Annotated in this window: 10 protein-coding genes; 3 read left to right on the top strand and 7 right to left on the bottom strand. The window is 35.6% G+C overall.

What is annotated here, in order from left to right; genetic code table 11:
- Positions 1 to 89: 89 nt before the first annotated feature.
- The 7 genes from OZP11_RS22590 to OZP11_RS22560 form a co-directional block, all read right to left on the bottom strand.
- On the bottom strand, positions 90 to 2,156 hold the full coding sequence (locus tag OZP11_RS22590) for a beta-N-acetylhexosaminidase (RefSeq protein ID WP_281232744.1): 2,067 nt from the start codon (positions 2,154 to 2,156) through the stop codon (positions 90 to 92).
- A gap of 159 nt (positions 2,157 to 2,315) precedes the next feature.
- Positions 2,316 to 4,256 carry a glucosamine-6-phosphate deaminase gene (nagB, locus tag OZP11_RS22585; protein ID WP_281232743.1) on the bottom strand — a complete coding sequence of 647 codons (1,941 nt, stop codon included), beginning with the start codon at positions 4,254 to 4,256 and terminating at the stop codon, positions 2,316 to 2,318.
- 118 nt (positions 4,257 to 4,374) lie between these two features.
- The gene (locus OZP11_RS22580) at positions 4,375 to 5,907 is read right to left on the bottom strand and encodes a RagB/SusD family nutrient uptake outer membrane protein (RefSeq protein WP_281232742.1); all 1,533 of its coding nucleotides are present in this window, start codon (positions 5,905 to 5,907) and stop codon (positions 4,375 to 4,377) included.
- 55 nt (positions 5,908 to 5,962) lie between these two features.
- On the bottom strand, positions 5,963 to 9,028 hold the full coding sequence (locus OZP11_RS22575; protein WP_281232741.1) for a SusC/RagA family TonB-linked outer membrane protein: 3,066 nt from the start codon (positions 9,026 to 9,028) through the stop codon (positions 5,963 to 5,965).
- 330 nt (positions 9,029 to 9,358) lie between these two features.
- Positions 9,359 to 10,381, bottom strand: a complete 1,023-nt coding sequence (locus OZP11_RS22570) for a glycosyl hydrolase family 18 protein (protein ID WP_281232740.1) — start codon at positions 10,379 to 10,381, stop codon at positions 9,359 to 9,361.
- Positions 10,382 to 10,445: 64 nt separating this feature from the next.
- Positions 10,446 to 11,969, bottom strand: a complete 1,524-nt coding sequence (locus OZP11_RS22565; protein WP_281232739.1) for a SusD/RagB family nutrient-binding outer membrane lipoprotein — start codon at positions 11,967 to 11,969, stop codon at positions 10,446 to 10,448.
- 11 nt (positions 11,970 to 11,980) lie between these two features.
- Positions 11,981 to 15,169, bottom strand: a complete 3,189-nt coding sequence (locus tag OZP11_RS22560; RefSeq protein WP_281232738.1) for a SusC/RagA family TonB-linked outer membrane protein — start codon at positions 15,167 to 15,169, stop codon at positions 11,981 to 11,983.
- A gap of 272 nt (positions 15,170 to 15,441) precedes the next feature.
- Here OZP11_RS22560 and OZP11_RS22555 point away from each other — a divergent pair, with 272 nt between their 5' ends.
- From OZP11_RS22555 to OZP11_RS22545, 3 genes are all read left to right on the top strand, one after another.
- Entirely contained in the window at positions 15,442 to 16,494 is a 1,053-nt protein-coding gene (locus OZP11_RS22555; protein WP_281232737.1) for a sensor histidine kinase, read from the top strand.
- Positions 16,484 to 17,185 carry a LytR/AlgR family response regulator transcription factor gene (locus OZP11_RS22550; protein ID WP_281232736.1) on the top strand — a complete coding sequence of 234 codons (702 nt, stop codon included), beginning with the start codon at positions 16,484 to 16,486 and terminating at the stop codon, positions 17,183 to 17,185. Before OZP11_RS22555 ends, OZP11_RS22550 begins: the two co-directional genes overlap by 11 nt.
- A 169-nt stretch (positions 17,186 to 17,354) precedes the next feature.
- On the top strand, positions 17,355 to 18,824 hold the full coding sequence (locus OZP11_RS22545; protein WP_281232735.1) for an MFS transporter: 1,470 nt from the start codon (positions 17,355 to 17,357) through the stop codon (positions 18,822 to 18,824).
- Positions 18,825 to 18,935 lie beyond the last annotated feature (111 nt).

Here is an 18,935-nt window from a genome sequence, read left to right as displayed (position 1 = left end):
ATAATTATCTCTACCAGAAAATCTGGCAGAGATAATTAATTACTAAATAATCAATGGGTAACTACTAAACAACTAACTCAACCAAATTTTTAAATTAGCTTTTTTAAACTTTCATAAACTGACAACTCTACGTCAGCGTGATCTTTTGTATTACATTGTTCTATAAGATTTTTTAAATCGGCTGCTTTTAATGTTGGCTTATTATCCAGAACCAGTAACAATTCCTGAGATACATCGCTTAATTTTTTTGATAATGGAAGAATTGACTGTACCAAAGGTGCATTTGTGCTTAATTCTGTCAACCCTTTATTTACCGCAATCCATTTATTAAAAAAGGCTGCCACTTTTGCTTTATTATCTGCTGATTTATTAGCCAGGTATTGAGACACTGCTTCATCAAAAGCCAGTGAATCCTTTGCATCTGGCGTGCAGGCGTCAGCAAAAAGTGTTAACGGAGAATACATTTGATATTCTGTACCGCCAATATTTCTTGTATATCCTTTTAGTGGTTCACATACATTCGAAAACTCATTCAGCGATTTTATATTCTGATTGTTGGCTATGTTTCTAAGAATAGCTGCTTTGTTTCTAATATGTGTTAAACCCAGTTCTTCTAATCTGAAAGAAACACTTTCAAGACGTTTGCGCATATTGGCAACATCTGTAACATCTTCTGCAGACCAAAGTCTTTCTGCAATCGCTGCTGTTCTTGGCCAAATTCTTGAATCTATGGTTGCCGGCGAAGCAAGTTCTGTCCACATTGTGGCTTCACCTCCTAATATCCTTGCTTTTTCTTCTGCAGTTAAATTGGCTCCTTTGGGCATTGGATCATTTAAATAATGACTGGCCACCGGATACATCAAATCGATATAATAACCATTTGATAGTACGGTTTTGTATCCTTTTTTTACAGCTTCAACCAATGATTGTCCTGCCGGCATTCCTTCATTTGGACCTCTCCACGAATGCACGATGGCATCTTTTGAAAGATCTTTAGTCATAATTTCCTCCCATCCCATCAATTGTTTTCCGTGTTTTTTAAGCATTGGAGCCAATTGCATCGTAAAATAAGTCTGTAGTTCGTGATTGGTTTTTAAATTGTGTTTCTTTTTAAATTCCTGAATTTTTGGATTGGCATCCCAGTCTTTCCCTTCATTTTCATCTCCCCCGATATGAAAATAAGATCCGGGAAATAATGGGCATACCTCATCAAATAATTCACTTAAAATTTTATAGGTTTTAGGATTTGAAGGATCTAATGTAGGAGAAAAAATCCCGGCATTTCTTTCAATTCCATAGGTCGCAATTGCGGTACCTTCAATATTTTTTTCGGCTGTTCCTCCGGTCAGTGTAATCACTTTGCTTCCTATTTCGGGGTAAGCAGTAAGTATGGCTGATCCATGACCCGGAACATCTATTTCGGGAACTATTAAAATACCACGCTCATCGGCGTACTTTACGATATTTCTAATTTCCTCTTGTGTGTAATACAATCCATCCGAAGCCAGTTCAATTAACTTTGGGTGTTTTTTGGTTTCTATCCTCCATCCCTGATCGTCAACTAAATGCCAGTGAAAAACATTCATTTTCATAGCAGCCAGTCCGTCAAGATTTCTTTTGATAACATCAACAGGCTGAAAATGTCTTGATGCATCGATCATTAAACCTCTCCATGTAAATCTTGGGAAATCGGAAATTTTTGAAATCGGAAAGTAAAATGATTTACTGTCGTTTTGCATTAACTGCAATAAAGTCTCCAATCCGTGCAGAGCTCCTAAATCGCTCGTGGCATTGATTGTAATTTTATTTTTTTGAATATCTAAATGGTAACTTTCGTCTTCATACAAACCAATTTTACCGCTTTTGGTACAATTTATCTGCAGTTCGGCATTTGGAAATTCGTTTAGTTTTGTAATAAATCCTTGTTCGAAAAATATACCTGTTCTACCATCTAACCGGCGCAGAAAGCGGGTTACTCCTCCAAAAATCCTTGTATTTGGATTTCCTGAGATATTTACTTTGAAGTTTTTAGTCAAAGTAAAATTACCTTCGTTAACAACAACGCTTTGAGGCCATGGCATTAAATTTAGCTGCTCTTTTTTAATCTGAGCACTGGCTGTTACACCTGCTAATAGTAGTACAAATAAATATTTCATTTTCTTTTTTTTTGGTTAGGAAACTTCAAAAAGCATCCTGTAAATTAGATAAAAACAATATTCAGAAAGACCTCAGTTTTACCTCACTACTTGTTCTGAGGCCAATCTGAATTTTGAAAAATTTGATTCGCTCTCACCCGAATCGGTTTTAAAACAACTTTAATAATCAAAACGTTTAAAAGCTTCAATAGCTTCGTATTCTGCCAGTCCTAATTCATCGTATAGAACTGCTGTATTTTTATTTCGGTCTTCTGCCCTAACCCAGAATTCACGGGAATCATTACCCTGAAACATAACTCTGTCTTTTTGAGACTGATGGTATAAAATCGCATGGCGTTTCAGCAATACTTCTGATGGAGAAAGCGGTACTGCCATATCGATTTCATGAATATCCCACTCGTGCCACGCACCTCTGTACAGCCACAGCCAGCAGTCGTCCATGTATTTTTCAGGTTTTAATTCTTTCATGGCGGCAAAAATAGCGTTTAAGCAGACTTCGTGCGTTCCATGAGGATCTGCTAAATCTCCGGCGGCAAATACCTGATGTGGCTTTATTTTGGCAATAATATCTTTTACAATTGCAATATCTTCAGGTCCAAGCGGATTCTTTTTTACCTGTCCGGTTTCATAAAACGGAAGGTCCAAAAAGTGTGTGTTTTCATCTTTTAAACCGATGTATCTTGTTGCCGCGTATGATTCTCTTCTTCTGATTAATCCTTTTAGTTTTCGAACTTCAAGTGAATCAATCTGATTTTCTGATTTATTATTCAAAAACTCAATTACCGATTTGAAATTGATGTCTTTAGGAAGATCAGCGCCTGCAAAATCATTACATACTTCGGCAAACTTCAACGCCTCATCGTCTGTAACGGCTATATTTCCGGAGGTTTGATATACAACATGTACATCATGACCTTGTTTTATCAGTTTCGAAAAAGTTCCCCCCATCGAAATCACGTCATCATCCGGATGCGGACTAAACAGAATCACACGTTTTTTGGCGGGATTGGCTCTTTCAGGACGATGCGAATCATCAGTATTTGGTTTTCCGCCCGGCCATCCTGTAATAGTGTGCTGTAAGATATTAAACATATTGATATTCATATCGTAAGCAGAACCTTCCTGTGCCAGTAAATCAGACATTCCGTTGTTGTTGTAATCACGGTCTGTCAGCTTTAAAATAGATTGTTTTGTTTTCTGGCAAAGCCACACAATTGCTTTACTTTTTAGTTCTTGCGTCCAGATGCATTCTCCAACAAGCCAGGGTGTTTTAAAACGGGTTAATTCTGATGCGGCAGACTGGTCCAAAACGAAAGTCGCATTGGGATGGTTTTGTAAAAAGGTTGCCGGAACTTCAGAACTGATATCACCCTGAATAGTTCTCTTGATGATATCTGCTTTGTTTTGTCCCCATGCCATTAATACAATCCTCTTTGATCTCATGATCGTAGAAACCCCCATTGTAATAGCTCTTTTTGGCACATTATCTATCCCGTTAAAATCTGACGAAGCATCTACTCTTGTAATATGATCCAGAGTAATAATTCGCGTGCCCGAGTTGATGTGTGATCCCGGTTCGTTGAAACCTACGTGACCTGTACGCCCAATTCCCAACAGCTGGAAATCAAGCCCTCCCGCTTGTTTAATATTCATTTCATAGTCGATGCAGTACTGATTCAATTCTTCAATTGAAACTGTACCATCAGGAATATTAACATTTTCAGATTTAATATCGATATGATTAAAAAGATGCTGATGCATGAAATAATGATAGCTCTGATTGTTCTCTCTATTCATTGGATAATATTCATCCAGATTAAAAGTGATAACATTGCTAAAACTCAGTCCTTCTTCTCTGTGCATTCTAACTAACTCCTCATATACTTTGATAGGAGAAGATCCTGTTGCCAAACCGAGCACACAAGATTTGTTTTTTTCCTGCTTAGATCTAATTAACTGAGCGATTTCCTGCGCTACAATCACCGAAGCTTCAGCAGAACTTTTGAAGATTTCGTTGTGAATTTTCTCAAATCTTGTTTCTTCAAATTTACCGGCGCTCTTATAGCTGATATCAGGTTTTATTTCTAAGGCACTTTTCATTTTTTTTGGTTTTTGGTATATACAATTTTGGTTTTTGAAATGGCGTAAGCAATTCGCATTGCTTACACCATTTGCTAACCAAACTTAAAATCTGTAATCTATTTATTTTTGTTTTTTTTTAGAAGTTAGGAGCGTTTACGTCCCACCATGTTCTGGTTCCTCCGTTATCAGGACCTCCAAGTTTTGCAATACCTGTTTTAACACCTTCAGGGTTACCATCTTTTTCAGTAGAAACAAAGTTGATTCTTCTTACACCAAATTCAGTAGTAATCGCACCAGCACTTTGGTTGTTAAGAATTGGTAATAATTTAGGATAACCTGTTCTACGGTGCTCAGCCCAAGCTTCCATGCCGTCAGGGAAGTTTGCAATCCATTTTTGAGTAATAATTTTTTGCAATTTCACTTCGTTACTTGCAGCTTCATCCCAAGCAACAGTTACTTTATTCACAGCTAAACCGCTATTGAACGGAGCAACTGGATCTACATAATCCTTAGCTGTTTTTACATTATTTACAATATAGTCAGCAGCACCACCTACAGAAAGCTGTTCAAAAGAAGCCGTAATACCTGCTTTGTAGAATGTTGCAGCATCACCGCCCATGTTCCAGCCTCTTAAAGCTCCTTCTGCTCTTAAGAAGTAAATCTCAGCTGCATTTAACCAAACAACTTGTTTATCTTCATCTATTATCTTACCAAAGTTTGAAAACTTAATGTGTTTTGACTTATCACCAAGATTACCACCTGTACGGATTCCTTTATATTCTCCAGGAAATTCTTCTGATGTTTTAAAATAAACACTTATTCTAGGATCATTGTAACCTCCCATGATAGACTCCATATCTGCAGACATACGGCTGTCATTATATTCGTAAGCAGCAACTCTAAGTGGGTGTTGTGAAACATCTTTATTCACAATAAAGCTGTCTGCATTTACTGTCATTACACCAAATTTTTGGCTAATTGCTTTTTCAGCCTCTGCTTTAGCTAATGTTGGATTTGCTTTTACAATACGCATTGCTAATCTTAAACGTAAAGAGTTTGCATATCTAACCCATTTTGTATAGTCTCCTTTGTAAGTCGAACGGTCAATTTTGGTAAAAGAACTTGCTTCTCCTGCATCAATTCTTTTTGTTAATTCCGCAACAGCAAAATCTAAATCTTTAAACATCAAGCCATAAGCTTCTTCTTGAGAATCATAACCAATTGCTGCATCTGTAGTACCTAATTTAGAATAAACTATTGGTCCCCATGAATCTGCTGCCTTATGCAAAGTCTGTACTTTTACTATTGTTGCCAAAGCATAAAACTCATCATATTTTCCTTTAGATGCAGCTTCAACTTTTAAGTAATTTGCCATTACTTGAGTGTAAATAGCTTCCCAGCCCCAAAGGTTCCAGTTATCAGAAAGCGCATAAGAAAGGTTATTATTACCGTCAAAACCTGGTGCTGTAGTATATCCACCCCAAGTATTACCAGATAAATCAATAGCCACCTGATATTTCCACCCTGGCACATTTACCATAACGTTATCAAACATCGTAGTAAAAGGTCCTTTAATATGGTTAAAATCTTGTGTTAGTTCCTCTTGCGTAAAACCATCAGGATTACTATTAATCTCGTCAAAATTATCTGTACAACCAACTAAGGTCAAAAGACCAAGACAAATTAGTGATTTTTTTATATTATTTGTTTTCATGATGTTTTAATTAGAAAGTTACATTTAAATTAAGACCAATACTTCTTGTTGATGGTAAACCATAAATATCAACTCCTTGTAAGCCCTGACCTGTACTTAAAGCAATGTTTGGATCGAATGGTGCATCTTTATAAAAGAAGAATAAGTTTCTTGCGATTAATGATAAAGTTGCTGTATTAACAAATGGTAATGTTTTTTTATTAAAAGTATATCCAAGCGAAACCTCTCTTAAACTTACGTTTGTTGCATCATATACATACTCAGCAGTAGCACCGTTAAGACCACCTACAGCTTCATAGTATTTTTGAGCATCTATTCTATTCACTTTTGTACCATCAGGCATAACTGCATTTACAGCAACACCGCCAGCATTTCTAGCATCTGCAGATCTTTTTGATACCCCATAAAAATCATTCATACCTTCAGTAATACTCATTACATCTCCTCCAAAACGACCATCGATTAAGATGTTAGCTGTAAAAGAACCAAATTTGAATGTGTTTGACCATCCTAACATAAAATCAGGGTTTGCATTACCTACTTCATGGAAATCAGCTTCAACTGCTAAGTTTCCTTTATCATCTAAAACAATTTCCCCTTTATCATTTCTCACGATACCTTTTCCTTCAATAACACCAAATGGTCTTCCTTCAGTTAAAGAGTATCTGTAATTAATATTATTTACAGGAGTTAATGGAATTTGCCCTCCTAATTCTTCTGGAATTTCTTTTACTTTATTTTTATTGTGAGAATAATTTACCATAGTTTCCCATGAGAATTTTTGTCCCTCAATAATTTTTCCACTAACAACAAGCTCTATACCTTGGTTTGCAATACTACCTGCATTTATTCCGTAGAAAGTATAACCGTAAGGATTTGTTGCCGGAGCAGGAACTTGAATATATTGATTTTTAGTTTCTGAGTTGTAGTACGAAATTTCGAAACCTAATCTATTGTTAAACATTCTCCATTCGGTACCAAATTCAAATTCAGATTTCAATTCAGGTTTTAATCCTTCACCTGCTCTTGGTCCTACTACAGGAGGGATAATATTACCACCTTGAATAGTCGATTTTGGAGAAGTTACAAAAGCAGAAACGTCATTACCCACTTGGGCATAAGTTCCTCTCACTTTTCCAAAGTTAATCCATTCTGGCATTGTTGCCATTTCACTAATAAGAGCAGTAACCCCTACAGATGGATAAAAATAAGATTGAGTATTAGTATTTACTAAAGTAGAAGACCAATCATTACGTCCTGTAACATCTAAATATAACATGTTTTTATAACCAAAAGTTGCAGAAGCAAAAATTGATTGAACCTCTCTTGATGAGCCTGTAGCCTGAAGGCTTAAGTTATCTAAACCACTTGCGCTGGCAAAATTCCCTAAAGTAAACAAGTTAGCATTTACAAGTCCTCCAACAATACCAGAATCTAAAGTAGTCGATTGATTTGCTAATGTGTTATTGATACTTGCTCCTACAATAGCATTAAAGCTAAAATCTTCGTTGAAATTAGTATTAATTTTAGCAATCAAATCTCCGTAACGCTGTGTGCTTAAATTAGCAACGTTTATATATCTACCGTTTATATTAGATAAAGAAGTATTGGTTGTAGCATAAATCTTTTTATCATACTCATTTTCAACTCTATTGTAGCTATATCTTGCAGCAATACTTAACCAATTGTTTGCTTTGTATTCTACAGCTAAATTTCCGTTGAAGAAATTGTCTTTGTCAATAGATTTATTTCTGTTGATTAACCAATAAGGATTCTGAACATAAATATCAGCATTTGGCGCGCTGTAAAAGTTTTGACCATATAGGTTTCTAGAAGGAATAAATGTTTCGAAATTATCTTTATAATAATTAAAGTCATTTCCTCTTTGGAACAAATAAACTCCCGTTAATGGGTTTGAGTAAAGTCCGTTTACAGGTCTGTTGTTAATTGTTTGCGATGTATATTTTGCATCAGCAGAAACAGTTAATTTATTATTGAAAAACTTACCTGTCTGGCGAATTCCAAAGTTGTTTTTCTTTAACCCATTACCTTCAATAACTCCTGAAGCTGTAGTATTAGAGTAAGATATACTTGTTGAAGAAACATCAGATCCAGTTGTAAAAGCAGCAGAAGTAATTTGTGTTACACCTGTATTAAAAAAATCTTTTACAAAATCATTTGATTGTACTTTTCCTCCCCAAGATTTTTGTGCATTTGCCGTTCCATATTCATACTGTAATTTTGGTAATGAATGAACAGATTCAAAAGTAGTAACAGAAGAAACAGCTAAATTTCCTGTGTTTTCTTTAACTTTTTTAGAAGACAATAAAATAACCCCATTTGCTCCTTGTGACCCGTATAATACAGAAGCTGCCGCACCTTTAAGTACAGTCATTCCTTCGTAGTCGTCTGGATTAATCAAAGAAATAACATCTCCTCCGTCACGGTTACCTCCAGCAGTACTACCAAATGAATCATTTGATGCATTTGTATTACCTTGTTGATTTGAAGTACCATTATACATAGGAATACCATCAATAACGTAAAGTGGCTGGCTGTTCATGATCGAAGAGTTACCACGAATTACTACTTTTGTAGAACCTCCTGTACCTCCTGAACTTTTTGTTACGGCAACACCGGCAATTTTACCTGCAATTGTATTGATAACGTTGGCATCTTTTACACGAGTTAATTCCTCACCTTTAAGTTCCTGAGCAGCGTAAGTCAAAGACTTTCTTGTTTTCTTGATACCAAGAGAAGTTACAACAACTTCGCTCAGAGCATTTGAAGCTGCTACCTGCATTTTCACATTAATTGTAGCAGCATCTCCTACAACAATTGACTGTGTTTCAAGGCCTACATAACTAAATACTAATGTTTGCCCTTTTTGTACTTCTATTGAATACAATCCGTCAAAATCGGTTGTAGCACCTTTTTGACCTCCTTGTACAGCAACAGATGCACCAGGAAGCGGCATCCCATCAGCATCTGTAATCACACCTTTGACACTTTTTACCTGTGCAAGCGTTACCTGCGCCGTAAAAGCAATCATAAAGATTAAGAAAAATTTTTTCATGTTTAATTATTTTGTTAGTTATGTCGTAAAATTATTCTTAAGGTATTGTTAAAAAAAATATATTATACAAACAGCCTTTTTTTTTAAACCAACGACATAAATCGTTCAATAATCCGCTTCACGAAAACGTTTTCATTTCTATTAAAAGCACAATATATCCCATTTACAACAAGTTTATTCAAGCTTTACGCGTTTTTTATGATAATTTTTAAAAAACACACAACAATCTATTACTCTGCTATTTAATAACATAAAAGCATTTTACTTCTTTTTAACACGTTAAAATTGTAAGAAATAAAATGCTTTCTAAATTTAAAATCTAAAGATTTTTTAATTACCACATAAACCGGATGTTTTCGTTTTTAGTGAAGTATATTTTTTATGAATAACATTCAGTAAGGAATATTTATCAAACGAATCCTGAGCGAGTTCCCAAATCATTATACCTCCTGCATTTTGTGATGCAAATTCAACTTTTCGCTCAATTGTGGACCTTCCATTATAATACATCATGCCTGCTTCGTCCTGATCTGCAAATTGCGATCCTGCTGCGACAATTTCACTGTATGCAGCACTTGTAACCGTTTCTGATGTAAAATCATAACCATAAAAAGGTACTCCTAATGTCAGTTTATCACTGGGCACATTTTGAAGTTTGTGCCAAAATTCTACGCCTTCTTTTGCAAATTCCAAGGAACTGTGCTGCTCTTTTTTATTTGGACTCCAGGGACCTGTGCTGTCATAGGCCATGATATTGATAAAGTCAAAGGTGTTCAAAGCTGTATTGTTTACAGCCTCGAATCGGGTAGTATTGGGTAATGCCGCTGTTATTAATTTACCAACAGGCAGAGACTTTCTTAAATCAATCACAAAATCGCTGTATCCAGAAGTTACGGCACCCCACTCTAAATCTACATCTACTCCGTCTAAATTATGAGTTTCAACAAATTTTTTAATATTCTGAATTAACACAGAACGATTTTCCGGTTTATCAATACACCATGCCCAATTGAATGCCTGTTCTGACGAAATTACACCTCCCGCAAGTGAAATGCTTATTTTAATATTTGGATTAACCGATTTTGCGTATGTAACCACAGCATCAATATCTCCATTAAAAATTAGATTTCCTTGTTTATCCGGATTGGCAAATGCAATATTAAGATGAGTCAGCCTGCAAAATTCAATAAAAGTGATTCTGCTAAAACTGTCCGAAGACAAATAGCCTACCACTCGTGCTGTTTTTGTTTTTCGGATTTCCGGGGCTGTTTTATTTTCTCCCTGAGAGCCATAGGCTGTAAACAGAGAACTTAGAAAAAAAAGTATGCCTAATAAGGCTTTATTTTTTATCATAATTTTTAAATTTAATTAGATTCAAAAACACCTCATCAGGCATAACTATATATTTTAGGATTTTTTAGTTTACATCCCACCAGACTTTATTCAGCCAGTCATTCTTTCCGCCCATTCGCGATAAAGCTTCCATGTAATTGGCTTCATTCTTCTGCATTTCATCGTTAGGATAGTACAAACGGGTTGGCGTTATACCTCCTGTTTCAGAATCAGGATTGGTAATAGGAACTAACTGCGGTAATCCTGTTCTTCTCCAGTTTGAATACGCTTCTATACTATTAAAGATATAAGTGATCCAAAGCTGTGTGGCAATCTGCACTTTCTCCTGTCCCGCTGTTAACGGCTTGGCATTTAAATAGGCATCTATACTAGCCTGACTGGCTGGTGCGGCACCATAAATTTCCAGTTGTTTAATTCCTGCCTCAACTCCTTTTCTATAATAATCTGCAGCCGAACCGGAAATCCATCCTCTGTAAGCGGCTTCTGCAAGCAATAATTGTGTTTCTGAATAACTTACGTGAAGAAACGGTGTTGTTTTCTGTTTAAAATACCCCTGAATTCCAGAAGTTGAGCTCGCTCCCATTGGAACTTCCCATTGAAAAAGTCCTGGTTTAACGCCTTCATACAATGATTCTCCCGGCTGTATTGGGCCTCCATATGCAAGACCACTGGTAGTTTTTGGTGTAGCGTACATAGTCAATCTTGGATCGTTGTTATTTTTCAGAAAATCTATTACGAGTGTACTAAAGTGATCTCCGTGTTCATTACCAACAAGAGCATAAGCCAATCCGTTTCCTCTAAAATCAATTGAAGCTGGATTATCGTTAAATGTCGCATCCAGATGACGCATAATACAGTTGTCGGCATTGCTTTCGAAAACACCGTTCTGAAGCGCTGCTTTTACCTGTTTTTCTGCTTCTGCAGGTTTTACTTCAGAAATTCTCATACCAAGACGAAGTCGTAGTGTATTAGCCAGTTTTTTCCATTTTGTGATATCACCTTTATAAAAAAGATCTCCTTTTACAGTACCGCCATTCGAATTTAACTGTTTGTAAGCTTCATCTAATTCAGCAAAGAAAGCATTGTAAATATCTTCCTGTTTGTCATACTTAGGCGTTACGATTCCTTTTGAGAATCCTAATCCGGCTTCAGAATACGGAATATCACCATAAAGATCCGTTATGCGCTGAGCTACCATTACTTTCATAATTTTGGCGACTGCATTCATATTAGATGCTGCTGGATCACCGCTTGTTTTCTCCAGAATGTCTACTACATTTTTTAACTCATTTGAATAACCATTACGCCAAAGCGCAGTTGCGTAACCGTCATCTTTTTTAAACTTACTTCCAAATTCGGTTACATTCCAGGCTCCTGCATAATGCTGCACAAAACCTCCGGAATAAATTAAATTTGCTCTCCATTGGTAAAAACCGTCACCTGACATACACAATTGGGTAAAAGTAAGCTGTCCTGCCGGATTTGCAGACAACGCTACAGGATCTTTGCCCAGTTCATCAAAATCTTCTGTACAGCCTGCAATGGTAAACAGAACCGCGATGATTATTACTATTTCTTTAAATTTCATAATTTCTTTTTTTAGAATGCAACTTTAATATTAAATCCATACGATTGTCTAAATGGAAGTGAACCATATTCAAATCCTTGTCCGTTACCAGAAGTATACATAGATTCCGGGTCAACATTTGGAAGATCTTTATTGAAAGTCAGTAAGTTTCTGGCGAATGCCGAAACATAAATAGAACTGATTTTTGCACCGCTGAAAACGCTGGACGGAATGTTATATCCTAAACTTACCTCTCTTAATTTCACATAAGATGCATCATAAATAAATGGTGCCGGTGTATTGCTAAAAACTGTATTCCAATAATTTTGAGGGTTAACCGGAGTGGTATTTTTAACATAAACAGGATTAGCCGCCGTTCCTGTATTTACAACACCTTCGGCTACATAACCTGCTGTAGGAACCCATGTTGAAGGATCGAAAGCAGGATCATTTGCAGCGGCTTCGGCTCTTGCGTGATTATAGGCGTCACGACCTTCTGTGGTAATGTCTAAAAGACCTTTTTGTGCAGCAAGTGAATTTGTCATTGAGTAAACATCCATACCAAACTTCATATCAATCAAAAACTGAAGTGTAACTCCTTTGTATGTAAATCTGTTGGTTAGACCGGCTGACCAGTCCGGAAGTCCTTTCCCTAATACTACTTTTTCATCTGTAAAAAGCGGAAGTCCGTTTGAGGCAACAATTTTTTCTCCTGCTTCATTTCGTAAGAAATCACGCCCTATGATCGTTCCGTACTGACCTCCAACCTGAGCTACAATTGCAGCCCCTGCCCAGCGTGCTTCAGAAATCGCATAACTGTTAATATTAGGATGAAGTGCAATAATAGAGTTTTTGTTTTTTGAGAAGTTTAAATCTATTCCCCATTCAAAATTGTTGGTTTTAATTGGCGTACCGGATAAGAAAATCTCAATACCTTCATTTCGTAATTTTCCGGCATTAACCGAAATAAACTCATATCCTGATGTTGCAGAAGAGGCCAAATCAAGGGTTTGATCTGAAGTATCTTCACGATAAACTGTAATATCAGCTCTTAACCTGTTTTTGAAAAATCCGGTTTCAAAACCAAATTCGATTCCTCTTTTTGACTGGTACGTAAGGTTTGGATTTGGTGCCGATGTATTTTTGATATTCACCACACTTTGTCCGTCGTAAGATGAGAAAGTGGTATAATTTAAAGCATTTTTATAAGCTCCCGGCGCATTTGAAACTTCTGCCCATGAAGCTCTGAATTTTCCGTAATTAAACGTATCTCCTTGTAAATTAAAAGCATCTGAAAATACAAATCCTAATGAAGCTGCCGGATAAAACGCGTCTTTATTAATTACACTGAACCAGTCATTTCTTCCTGTAAATTCAGCATATAAATATCCTTTGTAATCAAACTTTGCAGAACCATACACTGAATTTGTTCTGGTTTTGGTTACTACAGGAGCATTTTCAGTTATATTAACAAAATTACTGATGTATTCTGTTCCTGGTTCGATTAACTTAGTTCCAAATCTTGAGTTCTGATCTCTTCTGAAATCTCTGCGTCCAGCACCTAAAATTCCTGAAAAAGTTAAGTCTTGTGCCAGTTTTATTTCGCTGAAAGTCGCAATGATATCAGTATTCATTTCAGATACATTGATGTTGTCCAGACCTAAATATCCTTCATCTCTTCCCGGCCATGTACTTCCTGCTGCCATGAAATCTTTAGCATTAAAAGTATAAGTATCGAGACCTGTTCTAAAGGTTAAAGCAGCCCATTTTTTAAACTGATAGGTACCGGTAACATTCCCCATGAAACGATTTTTCTTAGAAGAGTTATGATTTTCCTGTGTTGTAAAATAAGGATTCAGCAAGTAGACATTATTATTCCACGGATAAATCTGTCCTGTTTCCTGATTTTTATAATTCTTCAGCCATGCCTGATCGATATTAGGCGCCAGACCGCTTAATGAATACCCAACGTTGTTTGGAGAATCTCCTAAACCAGGTCTGTTTTCTGTATTTTCAATCACATAATTCACATTCGCATCCAAAGTAAATTTATCTGATTTAATAGTACCGTTCAAACTGGCATCATTTCGCTCTAAGCCGGAACCCGGTATAACATCATCGTTATTCAGGTTATTATATCCAAAGCGGATGAAAGCATTGTCACTTCCGGCAGATAATGAAATCCCGTTTGTGGTAGTAAATCCTGTTCTGAAAAAATCCTGAATATTATTCTCTACTCTTTCGTAAGGCCTCATAGAACCATCGAAAATTTTAACCTGCTGTCCCGGAGTTTCAGAAAACTTAGGCCCCCAGGCATTTGTTGTACTCGTATAAATTTCAGTAGGAGCTCTTGTGGGATCCGGCAGAATACCGTTTGATCCCGTTCCGTATTCAGTTTGAAAATCGCTGTATTTCGCATTTACGCGGTCAAAACTAACACCGCTTGTAAGCTCTACTTTTAGTTTTCCTTTACTTCCTTTTTTGGTTGTAATCAAAATTACACCGTTCAAAGCTCGTGATCCGTACAAAGCGGCTGCGGCTGCTCCTTTTAGAACCGATAAACTTTCGATGTTATTGGGGTTAATACTCGAAATACCATCACCATTATCTCTTCCGTCAAACCATTTGCTGGTTGCCGCCGCATCATTTGACAAACCTGAGTTATCAATAGGAACACCGTCTACTATATAAAGAGGCTGATTACTTTCGCCAATACTCGAAATACCTCTAATAATAACACGTGTGGAGCCTGCAACTCCTGTAGCCGGAATCGAAACATCGACACCAGCAACTTTACCAGAAAGAGCTGTCGTTACATTTGTTGTAATAACTTTGTTCAGCTGGTCTCCTTTGACATCCTGAACAGCATAACCCAGTTCTTTCTTTTGTCTCTTAATCCCTAACGCAGTAACTACTACTTCATTTAAATTTTGTGTATCCTGACTTAACACAACATCTAAAACAGGTGAAGAGCCAACTGTTACTGATTTAGTCTTAATTCCAATATACGAAAAAATCAAAACATCTCCTGCAGATGCCTGAATCGCATACTTACCATCAAAATCGGTCTGACTTGCCGTTTTAGTACCCTGGATAATAATACTTACTCCCGGCAGAGGCAATCCGTTTTGATCACTTACCAAACCTTTGATTGTTTTTACCTGTGCAAGCGAAACCTGCGAAATAAAAGCAATCATAAGGATTAACATACTTTGTTTCATTTTTATCATGGTTTTGATTAGTTACGGGTAAATTTATCGTTAAGGTATTGTTAAAAAAAATAATTTATACAAACAACTCTAAAGCTTAAACGAACGACATAAATCATTCAATAATACGCTGTACGAAAACGATATACTATTTAAATAAAATATTAATAAGCTTTAAACATAAAAATTTATTCAAAAGAATTGTGTTTTAGCAACTAATTATGTAAAGTTGCACAATAATTACAATCGCGATTTTTAGTAATAATAAAACGTTAAAATAAAAATTGAAAGAAATTCAAAAATTAAAATTTAATATAAAACTTCAGAACCATATTTGGTTTTGGGGTGCATATTTCACTCTCAATTTTTTACGCTGGGGGGCGTATTTTAATGACTATCCGTATTCATTCAAATCGAATTTAATTGAGTTTTCACTGCATATTCCGTTAGTATATTTTAACCTTTTTGTCCTGGTTCCAAAATATGTTCTTAAACAAAAATATATCACCTACACACTGTCATTAATTGTAAGTCTGTTTGGAATTTATTTACTAAAAACTGCCCTAACCTATTACATTGTATCCGAAAATATATGGCCTGAAGCAAACCGCGAATATCATCCGTTTGAAATAAATCATATTGTAGCAGTTTGTATTGGTGAATTGTATGTCCTGGCAATGGCATCTTCTGTTTACCTCACTTTGACCTGGCTTCGGGAAAGAGAAAGAAACCGTTCGCTGAGAGAAAATCAGTTTAAAATCAAACTGAAATATCTGGAAAACCAGATTCAGCCGCATTTTTTCTTTAATACTTTAAACAATTTATATGCATTATCTCTTGAATCCTCTGATAAAGTTCCGGATGTAATAATCAAACTTTCAAATTTAATGGAATATGTTCTTTATGATGTGAAAGGAACCAAATTTGTCCCGCTGATTAAAGAAATTGATTATATTCAGAATTATATCGAGATAGAAAAACTTCGTTTTGAGAATGTAGAAGTAACCATTAATCTGGAATCAAATATTGAAGATGTCGTTGTACCGCCTCTTATTTTTATTTCTCTCGTCGAAAATGCCTTTAAACACGGCGGTGTCAACAACAATAATTTTAAAATTAAGATAAACTGTAAAGTTATCGACAACAAAATGTTATACTTTGAAATCCTAAATAATTTTGTAATTTCACAAAATCGTAAATCAAAAGGCGGCATTGGTTTAGTTAATACAAAGAAGCGACTAAAATTAATTTACAAAAATCATTTCAGTTTAACAGACACAACAAAATTAAATTACTACATAATCCGTTTGCAAATACCAATTCATAATGAAAATTAAATGTGTATTGATTGATGATGAACCTTTAGCGATTAAAGTCCTGCAGAATTATTTTACCAATTTTACAGATTTTGAGGTTACAGGCACATTCAATAATTCTCTGGAAGCGCTTGATTTTATAAACAGCACTCCTGTTGATGCCGTTTTTCTGGATATTAATATGCCTATGATGACTGGTTTTGAGCTGATCAGTTTAATCGAAAATAAAACTAAAGTAATTATTACAACCGCTTTTAGGGAATTTGCTGCAGAAAGTTACGATCTTGATGTTCTGGATTATTTAGTAAAACCCATTCCGCTTCCGCGATTTATTAAGTGCATCAATAAGATTACAACCGAATATAATTTAAAAAACAACATTAAAATTGATACCTCAAAAGGTGATTCACATATTTTTATTAAAGTAGATAAAAAGATGATGAAAATTAATATTGAGGAAATTCTTTTTGTTGAAGGAATGAAAGAATATATAAAAGTCGTAACAGCTGACAAAACCTACATTACGCACAAATCTTTAACCTCATTATCTGAAGAATTGCCGGCTGACCGCTTTCTCCGCATTCATAAATCATATGTAATCGCGCTTAATAAAGTCAAATCTATCGAAGGAAACCGCATTCAAATCCAGTCTTACACCATTCCGATAGGCCGAAATTACAGTAAAGACGTAAAAAACAGGATTCTCGAATAAACTTTTTACTTTTCTAACTCTGTATAAATTAACACATTGTTGATTAAATGATGTTGTTGGTTTAAATTTAACATTATTTTCAATCAATAATTTTTTTTTGACTTCTGTAACAAATATATTTACGGTCTTCAAAAAACAATTTTTATTAAAAATTAACCTTATTACAATTATGAGTTCAGAAAATGTGCAAACCAAATGGGGGCAGTTTATCTCATTGATAATCGTCTTCTTCTTTTGGGGGTTTGTTGGGTCTGCCAATGATATCCTGATACCGGTATTCAAAAAAGTTTTTACCCTGTCGCAGGTACAGTCGCAGTTAGTTGCGTGGGCATTTTATGCTGCGTATTTCGTGGGATCTATTATCTTCTTTTTAGTTTCTTTAAAATTAGATGTACTTCAAAAATTTGGATACAAAAAAACACTTTCAGCTGGTTTAGTTCTTTCGGCAGTTGGATCCTTTTTATTTATTCCTGCTGCTACAATGGAGAGCTTTCCATTCTTCCTGACTGCTTTGTTTACCGTAGGTTTAGGTTTCTCAATTCAACAGATTGTAGCAAATCCTTTGGCCATTAAAATGGGAAGTCCAAACACAGGGGCACACCGCTTAACACTAGCCGGAGGTATCAACTCATTCGGAACCACAATTGGAGCTATTTTATTAGGGATCGCTTTATTCGGAATGGGAGATAATAAAAAAACAGCTCTTTCTCTAGAAGATATTAAATTACCTTTTATCATTCTTGGTCTTGCATTTATTGCAGTAGCGGTTTTCATGAATTTTTCTAAAATCGAAGATCCTGAAAAACAAGAAGAGGCTGTCATAAAAGACAAACACAGTAAATTCAACATCCTGGATTATCCACAACTATATCTTGGAATGCTTGGAATTTTCATTTACGTAGGAACAGAAGTAACGATCATCAGTAATTTACCTGCTTTATTACATACAAACGAGTTTGGTAATGTTTTAGAAGATGCCATTGCGCCGTTTATCGCCTTATATTGGGGAAGTTTAATGATCGGACGCTGGAATGGTGGTGTAAACGTATTTGATACTTCTAAACTGGTAAATACAGCTTTAAAATTCATTGTTCCTGCTATTGCTTTTGGAGTAATCATTGGAGCTAACGTTTTTGCTGCTCACGATGTTTCTTCATTCTTTATTTACCCAATCTGGATTTTATTATTCATTGCGGTAAGTTTTGTAGGAGGTAAAAATGCCGGAAAAACTTTAATGCTTTTTGGAATCTCAGGATTATTAATGATGGTATTAGGCCTTGTATGGCCAAATCCGGAAATCGCTAAATTCTTCTTCATCTCCGGAGGTTTATTCTTATCTATTATGTGGCCTTCAATCTTCGATTTAGCAATTGCAGGTTTAGGAAAAAACACAGGAAAAGCATCTTCTTTCTTAATCATGATGATTTTAGGGGGTGGTGTTGTTCCATTAGTTCAGGGAAGTATTTGTGATTTTGACATTTCACATCCTGGAGGAATCTTTGGAATTACATGGACACATTTCTCTTATATAGTACCGCTTCTTGGTTTTGCTTATTTAGGATTCTACGGTTTCTATTGCCCAAAAATCCTGAAAAAACAAGGTATCAGCCATGTTGAAAGCGAAGGCGGAGGACACTAAAAAAGTTATAAAAAAACAATATAAAAAATCCAAATTACAATTTTACCAATTGTGATTTGGATTTTTTTTATCCAAAAGTAAAGACATTAGCTGCTTTAGTAACTCAAAACC

This window comes from Flavobacterium gelatinilyticum, from assembly GCF_027111295.1.
Classification (GTDB): Bacteria; Bacteroidota; Bacteroidia; order Flavobacteriales; family Flavobacteriaceae; genus Flavobacterium; species Flavobacterium gelatinilyticum.
The sequence above is the reverse complement of the archived record's forward strand: the minus strand, read 5'-3'. Positions and strand labels throughout refer to the sequence as shown.

Excerpts from the sequence above, each read along its gene's own strand:
- OZP11_RS22590 (WP_281232744.1), bottom strand. The coding sequence starts at position 2,156 with ATGAAATATTTATTTGTACTACTATTAGCAGGTGTAACAGCCAGTGCT.
- nagB (WP_281232743.1), bottom strand. The coding sequence starts at position 4,256 with ATGAAAAGTGCCTTAGAAATAAAACCTGATATCAGCTATAAGAGCGCC.
- OZP11_RS22575 (WP_281232741.1), bottom strand. The coding sequence starts at position 9,028 with ATGAAAAAATTTTTCTTAATCTTTATGATTGCTTTTACGGCGCAGGTA.
- OZP11_RS22570 (WP_281232740.1), bottom strand. The coding sequence starts at position 10,381 with ATGATAAAAAATAAAGCCTTATTAGGCATACTTTTTTTTCTAAGTTCT.
- OZP11_RS22565 (WP_281232739.1), bottom strand. The coding sequence starts at position 11,969 with ATGAAATTTAAAGAAATAGTAATAATCATCGCGGTTCTGTTTACCATT.
- OZP11_RS22560 (WP_281232738.1), bottom strand. The coding sequence starts at position 15,169 with ATGAAACAAAGTATGTTAATCCTTATGATTGCTTTTATTTCGCAGGTT.
- OZP11_RS22550 (WP_281232736.1), top strand. The coding sequence starts at position 16,484 with ATGAAAATTAAATGTGTATTGATTGATGATGAACCTTTAGCGATTAAA.
- OZP11_RS22545 (WP_281232735.1), top strand. The coding sequence starts at position 17,355 with ATGAGTTCAGAAAATGTGCAAACCAAATGGGGGCAGTTTATCTCATTG.